This window comes from Candidatus Poriferisodalis sp., assembly GCF_965262965.1.
In the GTDB taxonomy this organism is placed as follows: domain Bacteria; phylum Actinomycetota; class Acidimicrobiia; order Acidimicrobiales; family Poriferisodalaceae; genus Poriferisodalis.
This window is the reverse complement of record NZ_OZ253573.1, coordinates 2,898,136-2,924,622: the sequence shown is the minus strand read 5'-3', so window position 1 is coordinate 2,924,622 and position 26,487 is coordinate 2,898,136. Positions and strand designations below refer to the sequence as shown.

The following is a 26,487-nucleotide window of genomic DNA, read 5'->3' as shown; positions in this document are numbered from 1 at the left end:
TTGGGACGGCTCAGCACCACAGCGGCCTACGACCGCGCCGCCAGGCTGCTGCGCGGCGACCTCAGCAGCCGTGCATAAATCGCCCGCAGCGGCATCAAAGCACTGCGCGCCCTGCAGCGCACCATCGACGATCTCGCCTACGAGATCCGCGGCGCTGTCGATGCGACCCGCACCACACTGCGCTGCATCGACGGCATCGGCCACCTCGTCGCGGCCGACATACTCACCGAAGTCGGCGACCCCGCCCGATTCGCGACCAAAGCCGCGTTCGCGATGGCCAACGGCACCGCCTCCATCGAAGCCTCCAGCGGCCGCGTCCGTCGGCACAGGCTCAACCGAGGCGGCAACCGCCAGCTCAACAAAACCATCCACACCGCCGCTCTCACCCAAATCGCCCACAGACACACCGAAGGCCGCCGCTACTACGAACGCTGCCTCGCCCGCGGCAAAACCAAACGAGAAGCCATCCGCGCCCTCAAACGAGGCATCTCAGACCGCATCTGAACCCACCTCCACGCCACCAACTTGACATAGGAGCTCATCTAGGACGTGACTTACGTCACACGTCTCTAGGCCAGTCTGCAGGCTCCCCCGCGATGCCGACGTTGGCTCGTAATTCGAGCCAAGCTATGAATTCGGCGCGTAGTTCGGCTGGGAAGTTGCGGCGGTAACCAGGACCCGTGTTGAGAATTTCCTTTCCATCCCACACGCGAAACTGAACTGGGATTTCGATTGCTTGGTCGCCATAGTATGCAAATGATGTGGACACTAGAACTTGTGGGGCACTCGTGTCCCGCTTCAAGTGCTTTGGGTTTGGCGTACCGCCATCGAGACTGTGCCTGCTATCTTCTTGAACCCATTCACGGCCATCAATCGTATGGTGGTATACGTTGTCACCGTAGCGTTGCTTGAGGCTGCCAGCGCGAAAGGGTTTCTTGCGGGCAAACCTCGGACTTTCCCAGTATTCGTCATACGAGAGAATCTCTTGAACCCGCATCGCGTATATCATGAGATTCTTTCGGCATCGTTGCTTGGAGCCGATACCGACTACCCAATCTCCGGGCTGAGCAGTTCGTCTAATCCCCGGTTTGCAAGTGGCCAAGGTGCATGCACCGTGGTACGGGTTTGGCGCGAACCCTATGTCATATGGCATGACATAGGTATACAGGCCGCCCATTCAATTGCATCCGATGCGGTCAATTGGCTGGTTCGGTCGGGGAACTCCAGACGCAGTATCAGAAATCTGCTCCCCATTTAGGGCCACCAGAATTTTCTCTGAGTTCCATGCTACGACTGCATCGGCATACTTTTCTAGCGGTTCGGGCACGTCACAGTCGGCAAATCCTGGCGCCCACACTCCTACGATAGTCTTGTCGTGTTTATTCGCATACTCGATCTCCCAATTAACCCAGTCATGGTTCTTAGGGTGCGCCACAGGTTAACACGCGAGGTGTAGTGTCGGGTGTGTGGAGCTTTCGGCGACCGATGCGAGGGTGTTCTTCGAGACCGTCATGCCTCATCTGGGCGAGCGTCAGCGGCGTGTGGTGAGCGGCGCGTTGGCCGAGGCGCTGGGCCGCGGCGGGCAGGCGTTCGTTGTGGGGGCGTCGGGGGTCTCGACCTCGACGATGTCCAAGGCGGTGCGCGAGGTGCGCGCCGGGGCCGAGCCGTGGGATCGTCAGCGCGCCGAGGGCGGCGGGGACCGCCCGGCGGTCGACAAGCAGCCCGGTCTGCTCGAAGCGCTCGACGAGCTGGTGCATCCGGTCACGCGGGGCAGCCCGATGTCGCCGCTGCGCTGGACGCTGAAGTCGACGTATCAGCTCGCACGCGAGCTCGCCGGGCAGGGCTTCAAGGCGTCCGCGGAGCTGGTGCGCCGGCTGCTGCACCAGATGGGCTACTCGTTGCAGGCGCCGGCCAAGCAGAACGAGGGAGCCCAGCACCCCGACCGCGACGCCCAGTTCGCCTATCTCAACGCGCTGGCCTCGGAGCGCCTCGCCGTCGGCGACCCGGTGATCAGCGTGGACACCAAGAAGAAAGAGCTGATCGGGTCCTACGCCAACGGCGGCGCCGAGTGGCAGCCCGCCGGGGAACCCGAGCGGGTGAGCGTGCACGACTTCGCTGATCGGGCGCTGGGCGAGTTCGCCAAGGCCATCCCCTACGGCGTCTACGACGTCGCCAACAACGCCGGCTGGGTCAACGTCGGCGACTCCGCCGACACAGCCGAGTTCGCCGTGGAGTCCATCCGCCGCTGGTGGAACACCCTGGGCCGCGACCGGTTCCCGACCGCGACCCGGCTGCTGATCACCGCCGACGCCGGCGGCTCCAACGGCTACCGGCCCCGCGCCTGGAAGTGGTTCCTCGCCCGCCTCGCCGCCGAGACCGGCCTCGAGATCACCGTCGTGCACTACCCGCCCGGCACCAGCAAGTGGAACAAGATCGAACACCGCCTCTTCAGCTTCATCTCCATGAACTGGCGAGGCCGACCCCTCACCGACATCGCCACGATCATCGAGCTCATCGCCTCCACCACCACCCAAACCGGACTCACCGTGCAAGCCGCCTACGACCCCGGCTGGTACCAACGCGGCATCAAGATCACCAACACACAAATGGAACAACTGCCGCTGTGCCCCCACCACTGGCACGGCGAATGGAACTACACCATCACACCCAACTGAACACGCGACCTAACTCGCGGCGGACCCTAACACCCGATATAGGCCCCCAAATTTGAATTCGATCTGGGTCTGGCGGTTCCACAGATCAAGGGTGCCGTACTTCGCTGCAGGGTTAATCTTGCGCGTGACGACAATGGCAGCGGGGACAGTTGCTCCCGCGGCCACGAGCGCGTGGTGAGCTGAGTGAAGACGTGCCCCGGTAGTAAAGGTGTCATCCACAAGCAAGTAGGTCTTGCCTGCAGCATCTTCGTCTGAAATGAACCCCGCTTCACTCGCCCGGTTGAAGCTCATGCTGCCCGGTCCTTTGACCAGAGGCCGGGTGAATGGGGCGAACGCAGCGGGGAAATTGGTTTCAATAGCGACTTGGAGCGCCGGCTCGTAGCTGTGATGGGTAGACGGCACGGCAACGGTGGCCTCCCAGGCACCGACACTCCCCGCGAGCGCGTCACCGTGCTCAACGAGGTAGCGAGCAGCTATTGCCGCTACAGCTCTCGACTCTCGATCGCGAATGACCACGTCCGGGTGCTCCTTGATGGCTGTGAGTTCGGCCGTCACGGAACTCTGCGGTCTAGGACTGCGGCGACATCGGCGACGCACTCAACGAATGAGACGAGCGGGTGATCCGCGAATTCTTGGGCCCATGATTCGTCGGCGAGGATCGGCGCCCACAGAAGCACCGGCTTAGCCTGTTCGAGTGTCAGTTCTGCTTCGATCCGCGTGCCGCTTTGGTCGCTCGACTCAATGACAAGACTGGCTGCGCTGGGACCTGGGTGATGTGAGGGTCCGCCGTTGAGGCGGGGGCCTCGCCGATTCTTGTGACTCATCACAAAGTCGAAGAGTCGGGAGGCCCCTCGTGGGTGAAGTTAGTTCTGTGGTGTTGCTGGGCGCGGATTGCGTGGAGATCACGCGGGTTCGCGTCGAGGGCAGCGAGATCGTGGTGTGGGTGCAGACCCCTGACGGGCGGCGGGTGCAGTGTGGGGGTTGCGGTGAGCGGGCAGTGCTTGGACGATCTCCTCAGCGCCCCTGACCACCGTTGCATTGCACGAGCCTTCAGCCATCTGCTCGGCCCACGGTTGCGCGGTCACCAACGATTCCACGAGAAAGACTCGCTTACCGTGCTTGAGTGCCGCCTGGGCCTGAAGTCGTGCTCCCGAGCTCTCCGATGCCTCGACAACCACCGTCGCCAGTGAGAGTCCTGATCCGGTGAGATTGCGAGCCGGAAAGGACCACGGGCCAGTACGCACACCGGGAAGAAACTGTGAGACGCATGCACCCGTATCAGCAATTCGGCGGGCAAGCGGGCGATTTGCAGCCGGATACACCCTGTCAATTGGCGTCCCGAAGACAGCGATCGTGCGACCACCAGCTTCGCCTCAACGAGCACGAGAGCTTCCGGCGTCTCGACGATGTAGTCGACGCTCAGCTTCTGGCCCTTGTCGTAGGCGATCTCGCTGTGCACGGTGACGTGCTTCAGTTGCTTGAGCTGCGCGCCGATGTAGCGCTCGAACCGTTTTCCGAGCGCGTCGGAGAAGTCCCGGATTGTCGTGCTGATCAGGCCGCGGTCGATGGCGTCGCGGATGATGAAGAACACGCCCTGGGGTGACAGGCGCTGAAGCACACCCAACGGGCTGGGCATCACACAGGTGTCATCTTCCAGGAGTGCTATTGGGTGCTCGAAGAACGGGTTGTAGCCCCAATGGTCATCGTCGTCGGCAGCATTCTCGCGTCCCGCTGCTGCAAGCTCTTCGACTGGCCGTGTGAGCCATTGGTCAGCGACCGCGAGAGCTTCCGCGATGGTCAGCGGATGAACGATCTGGTCGAACCGCGCTGGGTCGAATACGGCGCGGTTGATGGCGCCGTCGTTTTGGATCGCAGCCACGTACATCAGGAAGCCGATCTGCAAGAACTGCTCCACCGAGGCACCGACGATGCCATGCCACTGGTGCTTCTCGATAGCGGATGGATCGAATCTGGGGTCGTCGCCGTACAAGCACAGCGTTCTCATGAGCGGCGGCCACGGCTCGTTCTGGAAAGGCATCTGCAGATAGGTCGTTCTCGACAGCATCCGCTGCAGTGCGTCGTCTGAGTCGGGCCTGTCGAGACTGGGGTCCCGAACGTTGAACAGTTCGTTGACCAGTTCGCCGACAGCACGGTCTGTGACGCGCGCCCTCCGATGGCTCTTGCCTATCGTCACGCAGATGCCGGCGAGCATCAGCGAGTAGCTCTCCGATATCGGAGCAAGCTTGCTCTCATCAGGGCTGGGTCTTGCACGCCGTGATCTCGTCTCGCTCGCGTTCATGCGGCCGATGGCGCGCAGCAGTGCGTCTCGCGGGTATCTGCGTACGCGCCTGCGCATCTCGCCAGCGCTCAGTCCTCGTTTGCTGTCATCGGTCATCGCTGGCTCCGTCAGCGCACACTCGCGTGGCGCCTCCTCATCCGATGTCACTACTCGTCGGTTCTGTGGGCGTCTGTCGTGTGCTCAGTGGCGTCATGGGCTGGTCGCGTTCTTTGTGCGCTTGGTGCTGCTGAAGCCGAATGCCCAGCCGATGATGTCGTCAATGACACTGCCGAGAGCACCGCGCATTTGCATGGGGTAGAGCGAACTGTGGCCATCTCGATCGGCGGTGCGCGCAGGCCATTGGCCCCGCAACAGGCTTGTGACGTACACAGTCACGACGACGACTGCTCGCAGTGCCTTGGGCACGGCGTAGACGACGGCAAGGACCAGAGCCGCAATCTGCAGCCAGGTCGGGATGTCGATAGTGATCATGGGAATCCTCCTTGGGGGTCTTGTGGTTTCTGTTTGCGGACCCGAGGATGGCCGCTTGCTGCCATATTGCCGAAGGATGTCCACAGCTGGGAGGGCAAATTACGCCGACAGTGGAGAAAACTCGACAGCGCGCCGCGGCACACTTCGCGCCCCATCGACCCATCCGAATCCCAGCACTCCAATTCCTTGCCCCACCGACCCCGGGACGCCAGGCTGCATCGGATGCCGACGAGACGTTCAGGGCGGGCACTGTGACCAGCGCATACCGTCGAAACGCGTTCCGGATTCGACCCAAACGCGTTCCAGAATCGGCGTTCGCGCGCTCCACGCCCAATCAACGCAAAGCTGTGACCAGGGCGTTTACCCAATCGCACCAACCCCCCACAAGGTGGCTTTAGAACGGCTCCTCGTCGATGAGCCCCATCAATTGCAGCCCGCGCATACGTACTTCGTGGAGCTTGTCAGGGGGAAGGTGGCCTGTCAGGTCCTGAAGATCCGACCTGGGGATTGCTTGCAGCGCGGGAATTCGAACCCAGCACTTTTCGGGCACGTTCCCTTCGCCTGCGGCGAGCTTCACGCACAGGCTTGTTCGGAACCGTGTCGACTTTGAAGTCGGGCAGCCCAGAACGACGCGCCACTCTGGATTGTTGTTGTAGTCGGCTGCGCTGAGAACGACGAACGGCCTGCGGGCGTCGTGCACATTGCGGGGTTGGCCGTCGTCGAGCGACAACGCTTCGTCGGCGACGTAGTAGACGCCGCCGGTGACAGGCTGATTCACATCTAGTCGTCGAGCAAGATCCGGTTCGCTCGCGCACGGGCCGCGCGCAGCGGGATCAGGATTTCCTCGCTGCAGCCCCGTGGTGCTGGCTCTTCGTCGACATGGCTGTTGAGCATGCGCTGAAAACGCCGCAAAGTCGCTGTCGCGTCCGGGACAGGAGGCGTATCGCCCAAGTCGAGGATGACGTTTCGCTGCCCGTCAGCTTGGGCTTCCTGCATCGGCGCTGTCTCGTAGGTGAGATTCTTGAGGTGGGTGGGGCTGAGATCACCGTACTCAGCCAGAACTGCGTCGAGGTGCTCAAGGAAGCGGTCTGCCTGGTCGGAGCTATTCCGGATGAGCGGCGGGGCAAAAAGGCGGTATTCCGGGTTGCCGTAGGCGTTGAGGGTCGGCTCGACGCTGATGTCGCCTGCTGCTCTCAACGCGTTCTCGACACTGTAGAGATCGTCCGAGAACGGTCCGTGTTCGCGCCACTGCCACACCACACCCGATCCGAGAACGCCAACGTGCTCGACTGACCGCAGATCCGTCAGATAGAGGAGCTTCGCGACCTTCATGCGAGTCATTCGCTGCTGCCTGGTCGATGCGAGCCCCAAGAGCGTCTTCATCGCCTTCGACGCGAGGGAGGCGTCGGTGCGCAGAAGGGCCATGACGCCAGCGTAACCACTGCAGAACGCCACGCCTCGACAACTTGGACGGCTAGAGATCAAGTCGTTGTAGCGACCTCCTTGGGGAGAGGGCCGCGCGCCGACGCCCACATTCGCGAGCATGCCGGGACCTCTGAGACTCCCGATGCCTGCCGAGTATTGGGTGCTGGGAGACTGCTGAACAATACCCGAATGGCCACCTTCGCAAGTACAAAGGCACTGGTCAGAGGCTTGCGGTGATGGTAGATCCCGAGTAGATCAGCAGCCGGCTGGGGGCCGGCTGGCGCCACCATTCGGATATCCTTTCGCCGCCTTCCCGGTCTCGCCGGAAGGCGGCGATCTGACGCGCGACGACCTCTTGCAAGCGTCAACCGTCGAGTCGTATGACTTCGAGAGCCCATATTCCGCCGATGAGCTGAACTCGATGCCGCCGGCTCAGGCCGCATACAAGATCGCCCGATGGCGTCCCGATCCCGCCAGATTCCATGTGAGCGCCCGTCATCTCGCCCGCGCCCTCGAGGAATCCATCAAGCACTCGCCCGATCGATGGCTGGCGGACCCGCTTGGAGTCGCGACGGCGCTGCGGCACCCCGTCTACATCGGCCATTACTTGAGCCTTCGTCTTTTGTTGGGATTCGGGCTGCTGGGTTCGGCGGGGTTCATGTTAGGAGGAGTCCGCGGGCTTCGAAGTTGGCGTAGTTGGTGAAGCCGTGGGCTCGGCGTCGCAGGACTTGGAGCAGGTTGTTGGTGCGGTCGATTCGGCCGTTGGGGGGCCGCCCCGTTCGGTGCCAGTCGAGGATCTGGGCATGCCAGGCCAAGAAGGCGTCGACGGTGTCGCTGAACTCGGGGATCAGCCCGGTGGCGTAGATGTCGGCGAAGCGGTCGAGCGCTGCCATCGCGCCTTTGTGGTCGTCGGCGAGATAGAGGCCGTGCAGTTCGCCGAGCGCGTCCCGGGCTGGGTTGAGCCGTGGGTGGGCGGCGAACAGGACGTCAAGGCGGGCCTGGTCGGCGGCGTCGAGCTTGTCGGGTCTGCGCATCAGCAGGAATCTCGCCCGGAACACGTCGCGGTCGAAAGCGGGCTTGGAGCCTTCGGGGCGGCGCTGGACGTCTCGGCGGACCGCGGTGAGCCCTGCTTGGAACCATCTGATGACCCGGTACCGGTCCAGGACGTGGCGGGCGTGGCCGAGCCGCGCCTCTATCGCTGCTTTGTACGCCGCCGAGCCGTCGCAGACGACGACCTTCACGGCTTTGCACCATCGGGGCCCTTGGGCGGCCAGGAACGCGCTGAGCACCCCGGCGTCGCGGTGGGGCACCATGGCGAGCACCTCGCCGGTGTCGCCGTTGACGATCACCGTCACGCAGCGGTGCCGCTTGCGGATCGAGGTCCCCTCCACCCCCAGCACCCGGCATCTTTGCCGGCGGCGGTGCTCGCGGACCAGCCCCGCCCATGCGACCACCAGCGCGTTCACCAGCTTCCAGCTCACCTGGTGGCGTTTGGCTGCCGCGTTGACCGTCATCGCACGGGCGTCTTTGACCAGCCGGCGCGCCAGACGCGCCGTGACGCGGCCCTCGAACCCCTGATGGCCCTCACTGAAACGGCTGCCGCACGGCTCGCACACCAGCCGCCGCCGCTCCCAGATCAGCGTCACCGGCCGCCCCGACACCTCCAAGTCGCGGATCTTGTTGTCCCCGCGGTCATGAACCTTCCCGCTCGGGACCCCGCAATCGGGGCATCTGGGGCGGCGCACCGTCGAGCACACCCGCACCACCAGCTCCTCCGGCGCGTCGACGACGACCCCCTCAACCCAACCTCATCCCAACAAAAGACGAAGGGCCAGAAATCAACTGCGCAAGATCGAGGCCGATCTTCGAGGCAACTCGCGTACCCACCACCGCCACGGCTCGCCGGTCCTGCTCACAGAGGTCGCCCTTGACGAACAGCAGCGGAGGTCCGTCATGGACCAGCGTGAGATTGACTGGGTACCCTGGTCCGGTACTAGTAACCACCGAGACGCCCTCGTCGGCGAGTCGCAGAATTTCACGCGTCCAAGCATCGCGGCGCTGTGCTGCCCCGCGCACTCCGTCCTGGAGCCACTCATAGTCGGACTCATCAAGATGACTCCCGCTCGGATCGAGCATCAGTTCGTCGAGCAGAAATGTCAACCGGCCCATGTTCGACCCGTTCATGAACGTAACGAGCTCCTCACACAGCGCGGCGAGAAGCGGTTCGTCTTCAAGTACCTCCGAGACGTCGACTGAGTTCATTTCGGCCCTCCACTCAAAAAGTGGTAACTCTCCCCGGTTTCGGACAGCGGCAGATCGCTGTTCGCCGCCGCTCCTAAGTGCGGCCCTGAGCGTAGATGGCCGGTGCTACAAGGCGCGGTGGTCATCGTATTTCCAGCGATCAAGTTGACCTCTGGCTCGGCACCCCAGAGTTCATATCAATGGGTCTCAAACGATTGGGCCGCTAATTCGCTGGCCGCGTCAACAGCCTCGGCGAGAGTCGCCGGAACTAGCGCTGACGCCCGTGCGGGACTTGGCCTGGAGGGGAGTCCGGCCACGGCTTCGCCAGCGGAAGTCGGGGAGGCCCGGGGCGGGTGCCCCGGGGCTCCTCTCGGTTTGGACTGGCCGGTGGGCTCGCTGAACTCGGGGTGCAGTGGGCCAACCGTCTCAGCGGGGGCTACCGCGGTGTGGTGCCGCCGCTTCCGATTCTCAGATTCGTCTGGGCGCGATTTTTGCTCTCGTCCTCGGTGGTGGTGTCAACGTCGTCCACATAGCCGTCGGCGATGGTGTCCGCGTCGACGTCGTAGCGATCACCGGACTTCGGCAACCAAGTCACATCTTCGGTCGAAGCCACATAGCGAACCGACCGGACCGGTCCGGAGACATTGCTCGCGCTTCCGAGACCGATGTCGGACAGCGCGGCCGTCGGCACACGAACCACTGTGGCTGCGAACACATCGGTGAGCAGTTCGCTGCTGTTCACCAGCTCCACATAGCCACTGAACGTCGCCTCAATGGCCATCCTGGTGTTGCCCTTGCGGACCTCGTCCCCACTCGCAGTGATGGCCGCCGCAACGGTGAGCGCTTCGTTGGACGGTGCGCATGCGTTGTCCACGTTGTCGACGCTGACGTCCCAGAGGCTGTTGAACCCGCTGTGCGACCTCAGCGCAGCTGCCAAGTCGGCGAACTTCGGCTTGCCGTTGACGAACGTGATGAACGCACGCTTGCCGTTCGCATCCACCAACACCTCAATGCCGACGGGCTTGTTCGCGTCGTAGGTGCTGGCCATGCGGAAGTCGAACGTCCAGCCGTTGCCGTTGGCGCCGCCCGCGTTCCCGTTGGGCTTCGTCGTGAAGAACACGTCCTCGGCATCGCCGTCCGCGCTGTTGCCTCCGGTCAGTGCCGCCGGTACCGCGTACTTGGCTTGCACATCGTGGAACTGGCCGCTCACCCGGACGTTCGTCAGACGCACGGAGGATGTCGGCGAGATAGGTGCGGGACTGGCCTGTTCGTTATTGAGATTGCCAGCGTCGTCCATGATCGCGTCCTTGGCGATCTTGACCCTGTCGCCGCGCTCCAAGTTCCTGCTCATGGTCACGGTGAAGGTGTGTTCGGTGACCCTGCCGTTGGCGGTCGACACCGCGTCGCCGGTGACCGTGCTGACCGACAGGTCGGCGCCCGAGCTCACCGTGACTTCGGAGTCGGTCAGCTCTTCGCCATTAGCGAGGCCAGAGTCGGTGCTCTGGTTGTCCTTCGCGATGACCGTGAACGAATCCTGCCCGATAATCGAGATGATCTCGAAGGTGGGCTTCCGCACTTCTTTCCTGACGACCGAGGTTGAACTGCGGGCGAGCGGACGCCTGTCCGATTGAGCACCGAATTCGATCGATGTGTCGGCGATGGAAATCTGTTGGCCGACTTTCAGAGGAGATGCAAGATTCACCGTCACCACATCGGGGTTGCAGTCCGTGGCGCTTCCGCCAAAGCCCACACCCGGCGGCGTGTCACTTTGGCCCATGAGCACAGCGGGCACCCCGCCGATGCGGAGCACATCGAGCAGCCTCGCTCGCAACTGAGCGGTCGCGGCCGAGGCGTTGTCGGCGTCACCCGCAATGTCATCACTGAAGCGCAGCTCGAACGACGTCTCACCGGCGCGTGGCGCGTCGTCCATCTGGCCGTCGTTGTCCCAGTCAGTGGGCGAGACGATGCTCACGGCGAGCGCTCTCGCCGAGGCTGCCGCATCGAGCGCTGCGCTCATGGCGCCCCGGGTGACGGCGGCATGTCCGCCGATGGCCACGATCTCCATGTGCAGCTTGTTGCCCGCCGTGTCTTCCTGCGCTGTGGCGGCCAGGTAGTCGCGGACCGAACCTGGCAGCGAATCACCCACGACCAGCATCGGCACGAGCAGGCCCGAGCGGTACGAACTCGCCAGCACCGGCGATGCGGCAACGCCGTCGGGCAGGCCGCTCTCGGCCACCAAGGCGACCGTCGTGTCCGACACTCCGCCGAGGTCGCCGCGGCAGCCGTTGGTGGCCAGTCTCGCCAGCGACGCCGAAGCCTCCGCCGGTGTGTCGCCGCTGATGCGGGTGATGGTGTCGACCCCGGCTGTGGTCAGATCGCCCGAGACGTTGGCGGACACGCTGCTGGTGCCGCCCACGATCACGATGTGCTCGTAGTCCTCGTCGTTGATGATGTCCCGTGTTGCATCGGGCAGCTCGTCGTGTGCGGTCAGCAGCACCGGCAGCTGCAAGCGGCTGGCGATCGGGCCCACGAGCATGGCGTAGGCCAATGAGACGTCGCCGCCGTTGGTCAGGATGGCCGCCTTGGCGGTGCCGCCGCACCACACGTTGCCCCCGGCGATGCCGCCGCTGAGCGTGGCGGCAATCGCGGCTGCGGTGGCGTACCGGTCGGCACCTTGGATGCGCGCCACCGTCGGCGCGTGATCGAGCGCCTGGAGCGACTCGAGCACCGCCTCGGATACCGCGGCTGGGCCGCCGAGCACATGGATGTTCTGAACGCCGTAGTCCTCCAGGTAATCGGCAATTGCGCCAGGCAAGCTGTGCCTGTAGGTCAGCACCACCGGAGCATCCAAGTACCCCGCAAGGCCGGACACGGCTACCGCATCCACCAGCGTCTCGCCCGATGCCACGAATGCCTCGGCCACGCCACCCAAGCCCTTGGATCTGCCGAAGTTATGGGCCAGCCGCAGCGCCGTGTCGTAGCGATCGCGCCCGCCGAATTCACGTGCGTCAGCCACGCCGTCGTTGTCGGTGTCGACGAGCGCCTCGCTGGCCGTGTTCGCGGCCTGGACCGGACTGCTCATCACCGCCGCCAACACGGAGGCGCCCAGCAGCACCGCCGAGATCGCAGCAATGGTGCGCCGGGGGCGTCGTGTGTTCGTCATGGCCTCGTAGCTCCTCGCTCAGCGTCGAGCGTTCACAGGAAGCGCTCGCCGGAAACCGCCGCGCGGTAACACTTGACTGCCGAGGATACGCCGTAGACCGGCTTCTCGGGTGACACATTCTGCGCCGAAAGGCTCTAACTGCGCACCACAGCAGTTTCCCTGCGGAGATCCCGGCGGTCCTGGCCGGGTCGACGGACGACCAGACGCGAAGAACCCCGGGGCTGATGCCCCGGGGTCCCTCTCAGTCTGGGCTGTACCGGTCGGGCAGGAAAGCCGCCCAGCGGTTCAGGTCAGCTGTGCAGCTAAGGCCTAGTTGGTCTCCGGCGCGAAGGCGGGTGCCTTCACGCTGCTGCTCTGGCCGATGCGCACCTGCGACTTCGCATTGCGGCCCTCGTCGACGCCGACCGTCCCATCAACATCTGCGGCATAGCCGCTCGCAACTTGATCGTCGTCGGTCGTGCCAACAGCCGTGTCCACCAAGTCCCGGACCTTGGGCAGCAAGTCCGTGTTGTTGGTTACCAGCTCGTAGCGGACTGTGGTCGCCGGGGCGCCGCTCGCGAGATTAGCCACGTTAGCAAGAGGCTCGTTGGTACCGCCGGCCGCCACCAGCCTCGCCGCGAGGTCGGAGCCCTCGAGGCCATTGATGGACCCCGCAATAGCGTCCGTCGAGGCGAAAACTGCAGCCGCGACCGCGACGTCGTTGTACCGCGCCCTGACTCGCATGAAGACATCGTCAGCCAGATTCTCCGTAACGTCGATGGTCGCGACGTAGGTGTTGAACCTGACCTCGACAGCAACTGCCGTCATGCCGCCAGTGGTCTTCTCCGACGAACCACGGGTGAAGCCGGCGATCTCCAGCGGGTTGTTGGCTGTCGCACCACATGCACCGCCATCAGCGGCAGCAGGCAGCGTCACCTTGAACAAGGCGTCGAAAGCACTGTTGCCTTCCAGCGCCGACTGCAGGTCAGCGAACTTGGCATTGCCGCTGTTGAACCGCACCGACACCAGCTGGTCCTTGGCGTTCACCCACACGTCTATGTCGACTGCGGCCTTGGCGTCATCTTTCCAGCCAGTCGCCCTGTCGAACGCAATATCCCAGCCATTGCCTGCGGCACCGTCAGCGGCTCCGCCCATCTTGGCCATGATCTTGATGCCGGCGGTGCCCACCAGCGGGGCAATCCCAGCCGGCACCGTAGCGGCGGCCTGCGCCGTGTGCTTCTGCTCGCTCATGGTGACCGCAGTGATCCGCGGACTCGCTTGAGCAGCCAGCACGGTGAAGGTGCGAGCACGGCTCTTGTTGCCTGCCTCGTCAACCAAGGCACCGCTCTTGATGGTGATCCGGTCGCCTGCGACCAAGTCTGCGTCGGTGCCTGTCGGCGCGCCGTCGGCATCCGCCGTGTTCGCCGCGATGGTCTCGTTATTTGCGAGTGTTAGACTCGCTGCCGGAACCTTCGTGGTCGTGCTGGTGATCATGATCTCGTCGGCATCAACCGTGTCGTTGTTGTTCATGGTATCGAGGCTCATCGAGTCGAACCGCACCAAGGCAACGTCTGAGACGCCGGTTGCGGTCGCGTCGATGGCGATGACATTCACGACTGGAGCGGTGGTGTCGCGTGCCATAGCAGGCACGGTGACCGACGCACCGGCAACCGTCCGACGGTCCATGGCACTGCCGAACTTCGCGCCGCCCGCAAGCGAGATCACGTCGCCAGCCTTGAGCTTGGAGGCAAGGGTGACCTCGACAGCGTCAGGAGTGCAAGCGTCGTCTACTGCACCATCTTCGTCGTCACTGATGACACCGGTAGTGTCAAACCGCGCCGGCGCACCGTTGATCTTCAAGTTGTCGCGAATCAGGTTGGTCAACGCCGGGTTGTCCGTGACGTCGGCGACGATGTTGTCGCTGAACCGCAGCATGATTTCATCGTCACCCGCTTGCGGAGGCTTGTACTCGGTGGGGCTGCTGCCGGGTACCATAATTTCGCCGGTGATCTGCACGGAGAGCGCGTCGGCGGAGGCTGCAGCAGCAAGCGCAGCTTTCATGACGCTCGGGCTCACCGCAGCGTCGCCGCCGATGGCGACGATGTTCAGGTGCTGCTTGCTTGTGCCAGACAGCGCCGGCGTCGCGGCGAGATAGTCGCTCACCGAAGCGGGCAGCGTGTCGCCCACGATCAGCATCGGCACCAAGGTGTCGGTCTGGTAGCTCGACGCCAGTATCGGTGACGCGGCCACGCCGTCGGGCAGGCCGCTCTCGGCGACCAACGCCACCGTGTTGGCCGACACGAGGCCAAGGTCGCCGCGGCAGCCGTTGGTGGCCAGCTTCGCCAGCGCAGCCGATGCGGCCGCGGGCGTGTCGCCGTCGATGCGGGTAACCGTGTTGACTCCTGCGGAAGTCAGCGCCGCCGACACGTCGTCGGACACGCTGGACTCGCCGCCCATGATCACGACATGCTCGATGTCCTGATCGGTGATGAAGTCTTCGGTAGCCGAAGGCAGCTCATCGGAAGCGGTGAGCAGCAGCGGCAGCTGCAGGCGGTTCGCCACCGGGCTGATCGCCATCGCGTACGCCAGCGACATGTCGCCGCCGTTCGCAAGGATCGCCGCGGCTTCCGCGCCGCCGCACCATGCTGCGCCACTGCCCAGCTGTGAGGCAATCGCAGCAGCCGTCGCGTAGCGGTCGTCGCCATAGATGCGGGTCACCATGGGCTTGTTCGCCAGCCCCTCGATGGCCGTCACCACCGCGTCGGACACAGCAGCAGGTCCGCCCAGCACGTGGACGGTTTGCACGCCGTAATCCTCGATGAAGTCGGCCACGCCGCCGTTGAGGCTTTCGGAGGGTGTCAGCAGCACGGGTGCGTCCAGGAAGCCGGCCAGACCGGCAACCGAGATCGCATCCACCAGCATGTAGCCGGAAGCCACGAAGGCCACCGGCACTCGGCCCAGGCCTTCGGCCTTGCCGAAGTTCGCAGCGAGGCGGTTCGCCGTGTCATAGCGGTCGCGTCCGCCGAACTCACGGGCGTCGCCGACGCCGTCGTCGTTCGTGTCGACCAGCGCCTCGCTGGATGTGTTTGCGGCTTGGGCTGGAGCGCCTGTCACGACCGCGAGCACCGATGCCATGAGCAACGCTGCCGCAATCGCAGCCAGGGAGCGCCTGCCCCGCCGCTTCGTTCGAATAGTCAAGGTTCCGTTTCTCCTTGTTCCGTACAACGGGAAGTGCTCCCGCTATGCAATGTAAAACCGCGCCGGCCGGCAATCTGTGACAGCGCCGGCCGGTTGACGAGCCCGCCTCGCGGCTTTCCACGCATCGGACTCACCTGTTGATCCATGTGCTGGACCAAGACCTCAGCCTACCGGTCTGCGCTGCGGGGCGATAGGGGATTCTCGCGATTCGTCTCGGTTCCGCAATCAGCCGAGCACGCAGGCGCCGCAGCGGACGTCAGGTACGGAGCCGGCCGCTCAGAAAACGGCTGCCAGCAAGTCGCTGAGCCGCTGAAACATGCCGGCTTCGGCGGCCACGATCTCGACGGCGATCCCGGCGCCCGCCCATGACAACCGCCTGTGGCGCTTGGCAGCGAGGGCATGGTCTGCCTCGCGCAGCGCAGCGGCTTGCTTGCGGTCCGCCTCGCGCAGTTCCGCGGCTTGCTTGCGGTCCGCCTCGCGCAGCACGAACAACTGGTCGAATCTGGACTCGAGCTTGCCGAGATCAGATCGGAGTCCGCCAACGTCGGCCCTGAGCGCATCGATGTCGGCCTTGGTCGCGGCCCTGAGCGCACCGATGTCGGCCTTGGTCGCGGCCCTGAGCGCACCGATGTCGGCCTTGGTCGCACCGATGTCGGCCTTGGTCGCGGCCCTGAGCGCATCGATGTCGGCCTTGGTGGCGACCTTGAGCGCACCGATGTCGGCCTTGAGCGCATCGATGTCGGCCTTGGTCGCGGCCCTGAGCGCATCGATGTCGGCCTTGGTCGCGGCCCTGAGCGCATCGATGTCGGCCTTGGTCGCGGCCCTGAGCGCACCGATGTCGGCCTTGGTCGCGGCCCTGAGCGCACCGATGTCGGCCTTGGTGGCGACCCTGAGCGCACCGATGTCGGCCTTGGTCGCGGCCCTGAGCGCACCGATGTCGGCCTTGGTGGCGAGATCAGACAGCGGCGCAGGCGCCAGGCACGACATCAGGTACTCCGCAAGCGGTTCGTCAATCTGCTCACGCAACCAAGCGTAGAGGCGAGAACGATCTTCTTCAGACACAACGCACTCCTCGCAGCTCATGTCCTTGGCCGCCGCTTACCGTAGACACGTCATGCAACGTACCCACAATCATTTTCGATATATTTGCGTTACCTTGGCTACCGGCAACGCGGTGCAGCGAAGTCAGCCCACTCGACCATCAGCTCGCGGCGCTGCTCGAAGAGGTCGCCACGTACATAGGCAGCTTCGGTGCTGTTGCCCACGACATGGGCCAGTTAGCCCTGATTGTTCATGAGAATGCCTGATCGGCGTTTGGGGGACTGTCAGAAATTTGAGCCTTCACAAAATGTTGGGGACTTATACGCGTGGCTACACAGCCCGCTGGTTGCGCGTAACGGTGGGCAGCGCGTAGCGTGCCGGGTGGAGGCACCGGGAATTGAACCCGGCGGGATGAGTTTTAGAGGCCCTCCCGGCCACCTGGCTGCCCCCACAGAATCGAAGCCCACCAGCTCCGATCCTGAGGCCCCCGTCCGGTTCGCTGGGCGGGGGCCTCGCAGCGTATGCGTGTAACACCCCCTCTCTACAGTTGGGGTATGGGCAAGGCACCGGGCAGGCACTACCGCAAGGGGATCACGCTCACCGAGCTGTTCGATCTGTTCCCCGACGAGGCCGCAGCCGAGCGGTGGTTCGTCGCTCAGCGCTGGCCGAACGGGATGCGCTGCGCGCATTGCGACTCCGCGGACGTGTGCGAGCGCAAGAACCGCAAACCGCAGCCGTACCGGTGCCGGACGTGCCGCAAGGACTTCGGCGTGAAGGTCGGCACGGTGATGCACGGCTCCAAGCTCTCCCTGCGGACATGGGCCATCGCCATCTATGCACGGCGAACTCCATCGGTGGTTGCAAGTGAACGGTCATGATGGCCGTTGCCTACACATGCAACCGACCGATGGAGGTGTCCAGTATGGCAGCGAGGCTGAGTTTGGATGAGCGGGTGTTCATCGAGTCGTCGCTCGCCGCGGGATCTGTACGTTTGCTGGCAGATCGTTCGTCATCTTTGGGTCGGCTCTGGTGCCGAGTTGACTTCTGGGCCTGATGGGCCGATAATGAGGGCGTCCTCCGGTGCTGTTCTGGAGGAAAGACGTGAGTCCCGGAGTGCCAGGCCGAGGATGTGCCGCAAGGCAGGTCGACTAGGACGGGAGCCGGGGCTTTCGCATCTCTGTTCATCCGTTGGCCACCTCGATGATCCCGGCGTTTGCGAGCCGGTCGAAGATGGTGTTGCAATTTCCCAGCAGGTGTTCTGCAGTGACACCGCAGATGGCATCAGCAATCCACAGGAGTGGCTCGGCCTTCGACCGCCAGTCGTAACGAAACGGCACTCCGCCGTCGGCTGCGAATACGTCCAACAGAGTTTCTTGGTCGCGTTGGTCGCTGGTTGCATCGCCGGACTCGATGATCAAGTGTGTGACGCCATCACGGGCCAATCGGCGAGCGTGGGCAGCGAGCAGGTCCCGGCGCGCAGCAACTTGGCCACGCCGCGCCACGGGCCGCCACAGCACCGAGGCCACCACCTCCGCTTCCTCAAGCACGGTCGCCATCCGTTCGATCGCTTCGGGACCTTCGCGGCGGTAGTGAAATGGCGAGATCCGTTCGCCGACGACTCCGGCAACACGATGGCGCATGTTCGACCACTCGAGGACCACGGAGGCGGTGACTATGTAGCGGTGCTCTGTTGTGGCGCCCGTGGCGGACAGTGGCGCGGTCTTCACATGGATGTCGACATCGAGCAAGTTGCGGGACCGGAGGCTAGACAGGCCCCGCTGGGCCGTGTCGGCTGAGACGCCGTACCAGTTCGGGACGTACTCGAGCTGTGCTCTACCGGCGACGGGGAGCCGCTGTGGGCCAAGCTGCGGGCGGGCAACGCCGCCGCGAACCACATAGCGGATCATCTCGAAGTGCTCGACCGCTCGATCGGCCAGCTCCCCGACGCGTTCGCCGCGGGGCACCGGCGCGGCGACGACCCCGCAGCAGCGGCACAGCCGATGCGGCTGCGAACCGACTCCGCGGGGCGCTCCGCGCTGATCGCCCAAGGCTGCAGGGACCGCAACATCACGTATTTCATGACCGCACGCCACAACACCCAGATCACCGCCGCTATCGCGGCTGCGCGCACCGATCCCGACCGCTGGCAGCCCGCCACAGGCGGCCCCCAGTCGCGTCGCGCTCGCTCCCAGGCCCACCGCCGCGCACGCGCCCAGGTCACCGAGCTCACCGAAGCGGTCGACTTGTCGCACTGGCCTGCGCGCACACGGCTGATCGTGCGACGCGAGCCGGGCCACCCCGGCGCGCAGCGCACCTTGTTCGACTCGCCCAACTGGCGCTACTGGGGGTTCCTCACCGACGCCGCCGGCGACCCCGCACGCCTCGACGCCGACATGAGAGCCCACGCCCAAGTGGAAGACACCATCGCGAGGCTCAAGGACTCCGGGCTCGACAAGATGCCGTTTCGCGCCTGGGCCGCCAACGCAGCCTGGACAGCCCTGTGCGTCATCAGCCTCGCACTGGTCAGCTGGTTCCAAGCCCTGCGCCTCACCGGCGCGCTCGCAAACCCAGCACCCAAACAGCTCCGCTGGCAGCTCTGGCACACACCGGTACGCGTCGTGCGCACCGCACGACGCACCACCGCACGCCTGCCTGACCACCACCCCGGCACCCCAGCACTGCTCGCCGCAGCCGCCCACACCTGACACCGCCACAACGGCCCCGAGCAACACCCCACCTGCCGACCCCGCACGCCCCCACACCCCCAACGCGCCCACAACCGGCCCCGACACCAGCACCGCCTGCCCGAGCCGACCGCCGCCGACCCAAAAACAAGCCACCACAAGCAGCTCAAACCCTCAAAACACCCGCCTCGACATTCTCATGAAAAATCAGGGTTAACAGGAAGCCCGACGGGGGCAGCCACAGCCAGGACAACGCGATGGGACACGCCAAGGGGTTCATCGGCCATTCGTACCATTCGTCGTTCACAGCGGCTTCACCCTGAGCCATCCGACGACCTCCCGGCTTCTCCTGGTGATGACTAACGCCGACGCCGTATGGGGCTCTTCTGGGACTGTCGGAATTTTTGTGTAACCGGCCGTGATGGTGTTCATCGGATGTGGTCGGCGATGCGGTCGCCGTAGTGGACGGTCAGTGTGTTCAGGATGGTTGTCCAGCCGTTGGTCTTTGCGGTCAGGTTGGTTCGGTTCTTGGGTTTGGCGGTGGCGACAAGGTAGAGGGTCTTCGTTGCTGTTTGTTCGTTGGGGGAGTGTCCTCGGTGGCGCACTGCCCTGCGGAAGCGGGCGTTGAGGCTCTCGACGGCGTTGGTGGTGCAGACGACGCGGCGCAGCTCGGGCGGGAACTCCAGGAACGGGGCGAACTCGTCCCAGGCCTGGCGCCAGGAGCCGATCATGGCGGGGTAGGTGCCTTCCCAGTCGCCGGCGAAGGCCTCGAAGCGTGCCTCGGCGGCCTCGACGGTGGAAGACGTGTAGATGTCGCGCGTGGCCTTGGTGATGGGCCCCCAGTGCTTGGTGGATGCGTAGCGCAGGCTGTTGGCGCCATGTGCACCGCGCAGGTGGGCACCGTCGCGTCGATCAAAAGCACCGCGTGCACCGCGTCGAGGGGCCGGTTCTGCCACACCGCCATGTCCGCGACGATCCCGTCGGTGATCTACCGGGATCGTCTCCCGGCTCACCGAGGTGTCATAGATCTCTTCAAGATGCGCCCCGATCTCTCCGGTGGTGAGCCCCTTCGCGTACAGCGAGATCACATTGCCCGACAGCCCGTCGAGACGGCGCCGATGCTTGGGCACCGTCACCGGGCAGAAGGACCCCGCACGGTCACGAGGCACCCGCAGATCGACCTCGCCGATCTCGGTGGTCACCCGCTTGGGGGTCGACCCATTACGAGAGTTCGGGGTCCCGCGGCCCTCGACCGCATGACGCTCATAGCCCAGATGCTCAGTCATCTCGACCTCGAGACCGGTCCGGGGGCACCTGGCGCACCAGCCCGGTCAACAAGCCGCCGTCGCCGGTCAGCTCCACGCCCTCGGCGCGTGCCTGGGCCACCAGCCGCTCGGCCCAGTCGGCCATCGCTGCCTCGCCGGCAGCTTCGCTCACCGGCACAGCCGGCATGTCATGATCAGTCACAGACATGATCCTTCCCAGCCCACAGCCCACAGCTGCGGACCCTCAGATCACGCCCGATACACAAACTTTCCGAGTGTCACTGTTGGGTTTGCCGGTGCCCTCGGCCAGGGGGTTACGGTCCGGTTCCATGCTCGGCGCTGACTCCACCAGACTTGTGGCCTTGCGCCTGTTGTCAGACCTGTCGCGTCGAGTGTGGGGCCGGCAGGAGCGCTCCTGTGGTGAAGGGAGCCTGACTGTGTCGACTCGGTTGTGACGAAGCGCCCCTGCCGTTCCCGGACCCACCGGAGTTTCACTTCGGCCAGGAGCACAGCATGACACCGCCAGTCGGGGGCATCGACCCTCATCAGGACACCTTCACCGTGGGGATCGTCGACGCCCACGGCGTCGAGATCACCCATGAGACCTTCGACAACACAGCGGCTGGTTATGTCGCAGCGATCGATCTGCTCGACGCTCACGGCGTTTGCCGGGTCGGTGTGGAGGGGTCAGCCAAGTGGGGAGCGCACGTCGCGATCGCACTGGCCGCGGCGGGGTTCGACGCCCGCGAGGTCCCGCCGTCCCGCTCAGCAGCTCAGCGCCGCTCGCGTCAGCTGGGCAAGACAGACGCCGTCGACGCCGTCGCCTCGGCACGGGCGCTGGGGGCCGAGCCGACCCTGGGACCCGTCCAGGCGCTGGAGGTCTATGACCCGCTGGTGGCCAAGATCGAGGCCGTGCTCGAGCACCGCCGAGCCCTGGTAGCGGCCCGCACACTGGGTTTGCACCATGTCGCCGACCAGATCGCGAAGCTCCCGACCGAGATCCGCGACCAGCTCACCAGCCACGGCAAGATCGAGAGCCGGCTGCGCCGCCTCGCCGACATCGACCCCGACATCGACACGACGCCCGCCGGCAAGTACCGCCTCGAATGGCTCCAAGCCTTCATCGACCAGGACCGCACAGCGCGTCGCGAGATCAGACGCCTTGAGCGCCTCATCGACGAGCTGGCAGACCACCACGGCACCACCCTGCGCGACGAAACCGGCATCGGCCCCATCGCAGCAGCGACCCTGCTGTGCGAGGTCGGCGACCCCCACCGGTTCAGCCGCGAGTCAAAGTTCGCCCGCTGGAGCGGAACCGGCGCCGTTGCGCTGTCATCGGGCGAGGGCGCCGCCAACCCGGTCAAGCACCGGCTCGACTTCAGAGGCAACCGGCGCATCAACAGCGTCCTCTACATCGCGTCGGTCACCCAGCAGCGCAGCCAGCCCGAAGCCGCTGCCTACCTCGCCCGCAAAGCCACCGAGGGCAAGACCCGACGCGAAGCCCGACGAGCCCACAAACGCCAGCTCGCCAACCGCATCATCCGCCGAATGTGGCGCGACGAAACCGCCAGAAACTCCACTCTCACACTCGCCGCTTGACAAGGGAGCGTCTGACAGGCCCACTGACCGGCCAACGGGGGCTGTTGCCAGACGGGGGGTGCGGACCCAAAGAGGTCGTAGTACCGTTCGGGTGAAGCGTCCCGGAGGGGTGGCATGAGCGATATCGATGCTGAACTGGAATCGAAGCTCAAGAAGCACGAAGCTGGAGTCGCTGATCTCGTTGCTGCGTACGAGGCCGCGGAAGCCCCGTACTTCGCCGCCGTAGCTGCGTCTGCACCGCTAGTTCCTCGTTACGTTGCCTCAAACTCGTCGGCTTGGGTGCCGAGTGCCGACATGGGGTGAGCAGATTCGTGAGCTCCGGAACCTGAAGCAGGCCGCTGACAAGTCGCCCAAACCAGGTGACTCCTCGCCTCACGATCTGCTCCGCCGCAAGTACCTCAATGCCCTCTCGGAGCACACGGGTCGGGCCACGATCTTCTACGGCACCTGCTGGCTGGAGAACAAGCCGGCTCCAAACGGCGATGCTCTGTCTCTCAACCTCGGCGACAAGCAAGGGTTCATGGAGGCTGTGTCCAACGTCTCTGAGCGAGAACTTGACCTGATCCTCACGAGTCCCGGTGGCAGTCCCGAGGCCGCTGAGGCCATCATGGGGTACCTCCGTTCGAGGTTTGATCACATCCGAGCTGTGGTGCCGGTCGCTGCGATGTCGGCAGCGACCATGATGTCGTTGGCGTGCGACGAGATACTCATGGGAACGCACTCGCAGCTCGGCCCGATCGATCCACAGTTCACCTTGCACACGCCCGAGGGTCCGCGATCGGCTCCGGCTCAGGCCATCTTGGACCAATTCGAGATGGCGAAAGCCGAATGTCAGGTTCCTGGCAACATCGGAGCGTGGCTCCCGCTGCTGCGTGCGCTCCTGCCTGGCCTGATAGCGCAGTGCATCCATTCGCGTGAGCAAGCCGAGCGTTTCGTCGCCGAACAACTCGAGGCGCACATGCTCCAAGGCGATCGCGACAAGTCAAGGGCCGTTGCGGAGTGGTTCGCTGACTTCTCGGAATTCAAGTCTCACGGAAGACCTGTCACAATCAGCGATGCTCTGGGGCAGGGTCTGAAGGTGACTCGTCTCGAAGACGATCAAGAACTGCAGGATCTCGTGCTGTCGGTTCACCACGCAGTGAGGCACACCTTCAACAACACGGGGACAACCAAGCTGATCGAGAATCATCACGGCCGGGCGTACCTGGAGATGACCGGACAATTCCTCATGCAACAAGGGCAGCCCGCGCCTCAGATCCCGTCAGGAGCGCAGCCGAATCCGAATCGTGAGCAACGCCGCAATAACCAGCGATCAGGCAACCAGAAGGGGCGCGGCCGCTAGCTGTTCTGGACATAGAGGGCACTTCCCCCGTTGGCCAGTCAGTTAGTTGGTCAAGGCGCCCCGGCGCTGGGGCGCGGATCGGGTGGCGGACCAGACCCACATCGCCGACAAGAGCTATCGCAAGAGCGATGCGGTCAGGGGTGCTGCATCTGCTCCGCAGCCCGTACGAGCGCAACGAGTGCCGAAAGGTGATCCTGCCGTTGACGGTGCTTCGCCGCTTCGATTGAGTGCTGGCGGACACGAAGGAAGCGGCGCGGTCCGGGTTTGGCGAGCGCTGCCCGTTTGCTGAGACCGCCTTAGCGTCCGCGATGTGATCGTTTCGCCCGTGCGGTCAGGCGCTTGTGATCGATCTCCGAGCGGATGGCTGCGGTGGACTGTCTTGCGTTGATGGCAGCTTGTTCGATGATGTCCCATGTGGCAGTGGGGATCATTTCCCGTGCCGGATGGGATATCACCCGCTGCAAGCTCTCCGCTTCGTCTGGAGTCGCTCCGATGCTCTTCCTCAGTACTAGATGATTAGTTCCAAGGGGTCAGTGGTCGTAGGCGGTGAGTGAGCGTGCTGGTCGGCTGTGTCGGTGGGTCTCGTTGTGCCAGATGGCGGTGGTGAGGGCGAGGAGCCGTGTGAGGATGCGCACGGCGACGCCGGAGCGGGTGCGGCCTTTGTGGCGTTCGAGGCTGAGCTGGCCTTTGAGGGTCTGGTTGATCGATTCGATGATCTGGCGCAAGGGCCGCAGGAACCTTGCGCCGGGCCGTGGGGCCTCGGATCGGGTGGCGGGGCGGAGCAGGGTGATGCCGGCTTGGTTGAGCTGACGTTCGAACGCGGCGCGTCTGTAGCGGTTGTCGGCGATGAGTGTCTGGCCGGGCCGGGCGATCCCGGCCGCGGCGATCATGTCCGCGCAGACTTCGCGTTCGTCGGCTTTCGCGCCGGCGAGAGCGAACGCGATCGGCAGCCCCGCCGGGGTGGCCACAAGGTGCAGCCGCAGACCCCAGAAGTACCGCGAATGCGACGCGCACCAGCCGTATTGGGCCCATCGGGCGAGGTCAGAGCGCTTTTGGGTCTCGCGGCTGGTGCCGCACTCGACCGGGGTGGAGTCGACCAGCCACACGTCGTCGTGCCACGACTCGCACTCGCGTGCGAGGCATCCCATGACACGAGCGATCATCTCGGCGCTGCGCCGCAGCCGCTTGTTGTAGCCGTCGCGGTTGGGCAGGTACGCGAACCACGGCCGCAGATGCGCTTTCGCGTAGCGCACGAACTGCGACTCGTTGTCATAGCCCAGCAGCGCCGAGATCACCGCCAGGGTGATCAGCTCCGCGTCCGACAGCTTCGGGGCGAACCCCACCGCAGGCCGCTGCGGCACCCAATGAGGGTTCTGCGCCAACAGGTCATCGATCCGCACATACAGTGCGGTCGCAAGGGTGTCCAAGTCCGGGTTCATGCTCCGGTCCTGCGAGATCGAGGTGTTGTTTCACACCCCGAGCTTGGACACCCTCACCCCACAACCGGTGGACCCGACCCCTTGGAACTAATCATCTAGGGTCACGGGCATGTAATTTGAGGTCGGGCAAGGCATGACGATCCACGATCCGCGAACAGACACCCGAAGGGAGCCAAGCGAAGCCGCGCTCGGCCGCGCCGCGTTCTCTCTCATTCGCTCAGCGTCGGCCTGTGCCGCGTTCTGCGAGCACATCGAACACAACGAGCCGGCGACCACCCAGCAGGTCGTGGCAGCCGCAGAGTCGATGCGGCAGCTAGCTGCACAGCTCGCCGACCAGTCTGGCCTCTCATTGCGTCAGGCCTATGAGGACCGAATCCGAGCCGTCGAGGCATCCAGCATGTTTCGCCACGTCTCCACAATTGAGCGGGTCGAACTCGTAGGTGCCGACGCGCTCGCCTCGTCCCGACGCTGGGACGAAGTCCAGATTGCGCAACTCGCTCACGATCGGCAGTTCCACCCTGACGTGTTCGGCCTCTCGAAGATTGAACAGCTGCGGCACTACACGTTCCACGTCACCAAGCTGGCTGGGATGCTTGCTGACGCTGTCGAGCAGGAAAGCTGGAACGCATTCCGTGACGAGAGGCTCGCGGACGTCGCAGTCTTCGGCGTCAAGCTCGCGACCGTGTGCAACGAGCGCCTACCGTCCGCCGACGTTGATCTGACGTAGCGTGCCGAGGCCCAACGCGGCCATGAGGCTGCGTTAGCGCCAGCCCGAAGAAGATCTGGAGGTATGCGTGTGACCGGTTTCTGGTCGTCGGAGACGATGCAATCGCGCTTGGTGGACGAACAGCTGGTAGCGCCGTTCGACCCGGACCGCATCTCGAATTGCAGCTACGAACTCAGCATGGGGCCGCAAGCGCTCCTCACAGGCGAGGAACAGATCCGCCGCGACCTCGACAACGGAGAGCAACACCAAATTGCGGGTTATGCCATCGCAACAATCGTTGGTATCGTCATCACGCTGGTCGCGCAAGCACTGTTCTGAGACTTAGAGTCAGGTGCAGCGCATGGCACGCCGCGAGCATCGTTGTCAACTGATGCTCGGCCAACTCATGCGATGTCTTCCGCCCCTTACGGCCATCGTTGCAGGATGCTTGGCGAGCGGGTCACATCACTTACCTGCCTTTGGTGATCTGGCCCCAGTGCTTGGTGGACGCATAGCGCAGGCTGTTTCGGACCATGTGCACCGCGCACGTCTGGGCTGTCGCTCCGGGCCGGGCGGCGCGGATCGAGGAGGGCAGGCCCGCCATTACCGTCGCGGCACACGATCAACGCGTCGGCGGGGCCGCGGTTTCGCAGCTCGGTCAGCATCGTGGCCCACTGCTCGGCGCGTTCGCCGCCGGCGGGCCCGAGCCACAGGCCCAGCACGTCGCGTTCGCCGGCGAGATCCACGCTGATCGCCACGCACACGGGCCGGTTGGCGGGCTGCGCGGCGTACACCAGTTCGGAACGCTGACCGGCAGCGCCAACTCCGAGACATTCGGACAACGCGTACAAGAGCGCCTGCTGATCACCGAGCACCCCATCGTCAGGGTCCATCCCGAAACCGGCGAACGCGTCCTCTATGTCAGTCCGGCCTTCCTGAAGTCGATCGTCGGCCTCGCTC

General features: G+C 64.6%; 25 protein-coding genes and 3 pseudogenes. 12 read left to right on the top strand and 16 right to left on the bottom strand.

Annotation, left to right across the window (positions count from 1 at the left end; genetic code table 11):
* Positions 1–78: 78 nt before the first annotated feature.
* On the top strand, positions 79–504 hold the full coding sequence (locus tag ACQY5K_RS14090) for a transposase (protein WP_428122703.1): 426 nt from the start codon (positions 79–81) through the stop codon (positions 502–504).
* 55 nt (positions 505–559) lie between these two features.
* Here the strand turns inward: ACQY5K_RS14090 and ACQY5K_RS14085 are convergent, their stop codons facing one another.
* Complete coding sequence (locus ACQY5K_RS14085; RefSeq protein ID WP_428116405.1) at positions 560–1,177, bottom strand: hypothetical protein; 618 nt, start codon at positions 1,175–1,177, stop codon at positions 560–562.
* A gap of 334 nt (positions 1,178–1,511) precedes the next feature.
* Here ACQY5K_RS14085 and ACQY5K_RS14080 point away from each other — a divergent pair, with 334 nt between their 5' ends.
* Positions 1,512–2,675, top strand: a complete 1,164-nt coding sequence (locus ACQY5K_RS14080) for an ISAzo13 family transposase (RefSeq protein WP_428122603.1) — start codon at positions 1,512–1,514, stop codon at positions 2,673–2,675.
* Between the two features lie 9 nt (positions 2,676–2,684).
* On the opposite strand, the gene ACQY5K_RS14075 is transcribed toward ACQY5K_RS14080, so the two are convergent.
* A complete protein-coding gene (locus ACQY5K_RS14075) occupies positions 2,685–3,230 on the bottom strand; it encodes a hypothetical protein (protein WP_428116402.1) in 546 nt (181 codons plus the stop codon).
* Between the two features lie 298 nt (positions 3,231–3,528).
* Between ACQY5K_RS14075 and ACQY5K_RS14070 the strand changes: the two genes are divergently transcribed.
* The gene (locus tag ACQY5K_RS14070) at positions 3,529–3,702 is read left to right on the top strand and encodes a hypothetical protein (RefSeq protein WP_428122855.1); all 174 of its coding nucleotides are present in this window, start codon (positions 3,529–3,531) and stop codon (positions 3,700–3,702) included.
* Positions 3,703–3,799: 97 nt separating this feature from the next.
* On the opposite strand, the pseudogene ACQY5K_RS14065 reads toward ACQY5K_RS14070, so the two are convergent.
* Positions 3,800–3,997, bottom strand: a pseudogene (locus ACQY5K_RS14065) (DNA-processing protein DprA); the annotation flags it as partial.
* An 8-nt stretch (positions 3,998–4,005) separates the two neighbouring features.
* On the opposite strand from ACQY5K_RS14065, the gene ACQY5K_RS14060 reads away from it, so the two are divergent.
* Together ACQY5K_RS14060 and ACQY5K_RS14055 are read left to right on the top strand one after the other, a co-directional pair.
* The gene (locus ACQY5K_RS14060) at positions 4,006–4,278 is read left to right on the top strand and encodes a hypothetical protein (protein WP_428116399.1); all 273 of its coding nucleotides are present in this window, start codon (positions 4,006–4,008) and stop codon (positions 4,276–4,278) included.
* Between the two features lie 66 nt (positions 4,279–4,344).
* The gene (locus ACQY5K_RS14055; RefSeq protein ID WP_428116397.1) at positions 4,345–4,761 is read left to right on the top strand and encodes a hypothetical protein; all 417 of its coding nucleotides are present in this window, start codon (positions 4,345–4,347) and stop codon (positions 4,759–4,761) included.
* A 402-nt stretch (positions 4,762–5,163) separates the two neighbouring features.
* Here ACQY5K_RS14055 and ACQY5K_RS14050 read toward each other — a convergent pair whose 3' ends face one another.
* The 9 genes from ACQY5K_RS14050 to ACQY5K_RS14010 all read right to left on the bottom strand — a co-directional run bounded on the left by ACQY5K_RS14050 (position 5,164) and on the right by ACQY5K_RS14010 (position 16,513).
* Entirely contained in the window at positions 5,164–5,445 is a 282-nt protein-coding gene (locus ACQY5K_RS14050) for a hypothetical protein (RefSeq protein ID WP_428116395.1), read from the bottom strand.
* A 394-nt stretch (positions 5,446–5,839) separates the two neighbouring features.
* The gene (locus ACQY5K_RS14045) at positions 5,840–6,223 is read right to left on the bottom strand and encodes a type II toxin-antitoxin system PemK/MazF family toxin (RefSeq protein ID WP_428116393.1); all 384 of its coding nucleotides are present in this window, start codon (positions 6,221–6,223) and stop codon (positions 5,840–5,842) included.
* A 2-nt stretch (positions 6,224–6,225) separates the two neighbouring features.
* Complete coding sequence (locus tag ACQY5K_RS14040; protein ID WP_428116390.1) at positions 6,226–6,870, bottom strand: type II toxin-antitoxin system antitoxin SocA domain-containing protein; 645 nt, start codon at positions 6,868–6,870, stop codon at positions 6,226–6,228.
* A gap of 364 nt (positions 6,871–7,234) precedes the next feature.
* Positions 7,235–7,474, bottom strand: a complete 240-nt coding sequence (locus ACQY5K_RS14035) for a hypothetical protein (protein ID WP_428116388.1) — start codon at positions 7,472–7,474, stop codon at positions 7,235–7,237.
* 52 nt (positions 7,475–7,526) lie between these two features.
* A complete protein-coding gene (locus ACQY5K_RS14030; protein WP_428116385.1) occupies positions 7,527–8,633 on the bottom strand; it encodes an ISL3 family transposase in 1,107 nt (368 codons plus the stop codon).
* A gap of 34 nt (positions 8,634–8,667) precedes the next feature.
* Positions 8,668–9,132, bottom strand: coding sequence for a DNA-processing protein DprA (locus ACQY5K_RS14025; protein WP_428116383.1), 465 nt, complete (start codon positions 9,130–9,132; stop codon positions 8,668–8,670).
* A gap of 415 nt (positions 9,133–9,547) precedes the next feature.
* Positions 9,548–12,274, bottom strand: coding sequence for a cell wall-binding repeat-containing protein (locus ACQY5K_RS14020; protein ID WP_428116380.1), 2,727 nt, complete (start codon positions 12,272–12,274; stop codon positions 9,548–9,550).
* 309 nt (positions 12,275–12,583) lie between these two features.
* On the bottom strand, positions 12,584–15,451 hold the full coding sequence (locus ACQY5K_RS14015) for a cell wall-binding repeat-containing protein (protein ID WP_428116377.1): 2,868 nt from the start codon (positions 15,449–15,451) through the stop codon (positions 12,584–12,586).
* A gap of 276 nt (positions 15,452–15,727) precedes the next feature.
* Complete coding sequence (locus ACQY5K_RS14010) at positions 15,728–16,513, bottom strand: hypothetical protein (RefSeq protein ID WP_428116375.1); 786 nt, start codon at positions 16,511–16,513, stop codon at positions 15,728–15,730.
* A 533-nt stretch (positions 16,514–17,046) separates the two neighbouring features.
* Here ACQY5K_RS14010 and ACQY5K_RS14005 point away from each other — a divergent pair.
* The gene (locus ACQY5K_RS14005) at positions 17,047–17,370 is read left to right on the top strand and encodes a transposase (protein WP_428116373.1); all 324 of its coding nucleotides are present in this window, start codon (positions 17,047–17,049) and stop codon (positions 17,368–17,370) included.
* Between the two features lie 303 nt (positions 17,371–17,673).
* On the opposite strand, the gene ACQY5K_RS14000 is transcribed toward ACQY5K_RS14005, so the two are convergent.
* Positions 17,674–18,399 (bottom strand): hypothetical protein, encoded by a 726-nt coding sequence (locus ACQY5K_RS14000; RefSeq protein ID WP_428116371.1) that lies wholly within the window; start codon positions 18,397–18,399, stop codon positions 17,674–17,676.
* Here ACQY5K_RS14000 and ACQY5K_RS13995 point away from each other — a divergent pair.
* On the top strand, positions 18,319–19,197 hold the full coding sequence (locus tag ACQY5K_RS13995; protein ID WP_428122701.1) for a transposase: 879 nt from the start codon (positions 18,319–18,321) through the stop codon (positions 19,195–19,197). The two genes, ACQY5K_RS14000 and ACQY5K_RS13995, sit on opposite strands and share 81 nt — an antisense overlap.
* Before the next feature lie 407 nt (positions 19,198–19,604).
* Here the strand turns inward: ACQY5K_RS13995 and ACQY5K_RS13990 are convergent.
* Positions 19,605–20,586 (bottom strand): annotated as a pseudogene (locus ACQY5K_RS13990) (transposase).
* Positions 20,587–20,954: 368 nt separating this feature from the next.
* Between ACQY5K_RS13990 and ACQY5K_RS13985 the strand changes: the two are divergent.
* From ACQY5K_RS13985 to ACQY5K_RS13975, 3 genes are all read left to right on the top strand, one after another.
* The gene (locus ACQY5K_RS13985; RefSeq protein ID WP_428116368.1) at positions 20,955–22,040 is read left to right on the top strand and encodes an IS110 family transposase; all 1,086 of its coding nucleotides are present in this window, start codon (positions 20,955–20,957) and stop codon (positions 22,038–22,040) included.
* Between the two features lie 114 nt (positions 22,041–22,154).
* The gene (locus tag ACQY5K_RS13980; RefSeq protein WP_428116365.1) at positions 22,155–22,343 is read left to right on the top strand and encodes a hypothetical protein; all 189 of its coding nucleotides are present in this window, start codon (positions 22,155–22,157) and stop codon (positions 22,341–22,343) included.
* Positions 22,327–23,382: an SDH family Clp fold serine proteinase gene (locus tag ACQY5K_RS13975; RefSeq protein WP_428116362.1), complete on the top strand. Its 1,056-nt coding sequence runs from the start codon at positions 22,327–22,329 to the stop codon at positions 23,380–23,382. The genes ACQY5K_RS13980 and ACQY5K_RS13975 overlap by 17 nt, the downstream gene beginning before the upstream one ends.
* A 530-nt stretch (positions 23,383–23,912) precedes the next feature.
* Here the strand turns inward: ACQY5K_RS13975 and ACQY5K_RS13970 are convergent.
* Positions 23,913–24,821 carry an IS982 family transposase gene (locus ACQY5K_RS13970; RefSeq protein WP_428116359.1) on the bottom strand — a complete coding sequence of 303 codons (909 nt, stop codon included), beginning with the start codon at positions 24,819–24,821 and terminating at the stop codon, positions 23,913–23,915.
* A 133-nt stretch (positions 24,822–24,954) separates the two neighbouring features.
* Between ACQY5K_RS13970 and ACQY5K_RS13965 the strand changes: the two genes are divergently transcribed.
* A complete protein-coding gene (locus tag ACQY5K_RS13965; RefSeq protein ID WP_428116356.1) occupies positions 24,955–25,548 on the top strand; it encodes a hypothetical protein in 594 nt (197 codons plus the stop codon).
* Positions 25,549–25,611: 63 nt separating this feature from the next.
* Positions 25,612–25,866, top strand: a complete 255-nt coding sequence (locus ACQY5K_RS13960; RefSeq protein WP_428116353.1) for a hypothetical protein — start codon at positions 25,612–25,614, stop codon at positions 25,864–25,866.
* A gap of 139 nt (positions 25,867–26,005) precedes the next feature.
* Here ACQY5K_RS13960 and ACQY5K_RS13955 read toward each other — a convergent pair.
* Positions 26,006–26,309: pseudogene (locus ACQY5K_RS13955) on the bottom strand (transposase); the annotation flags it as partial.
* Positions 26,310–26,487 lie beyond the last annotated feature (178 nt).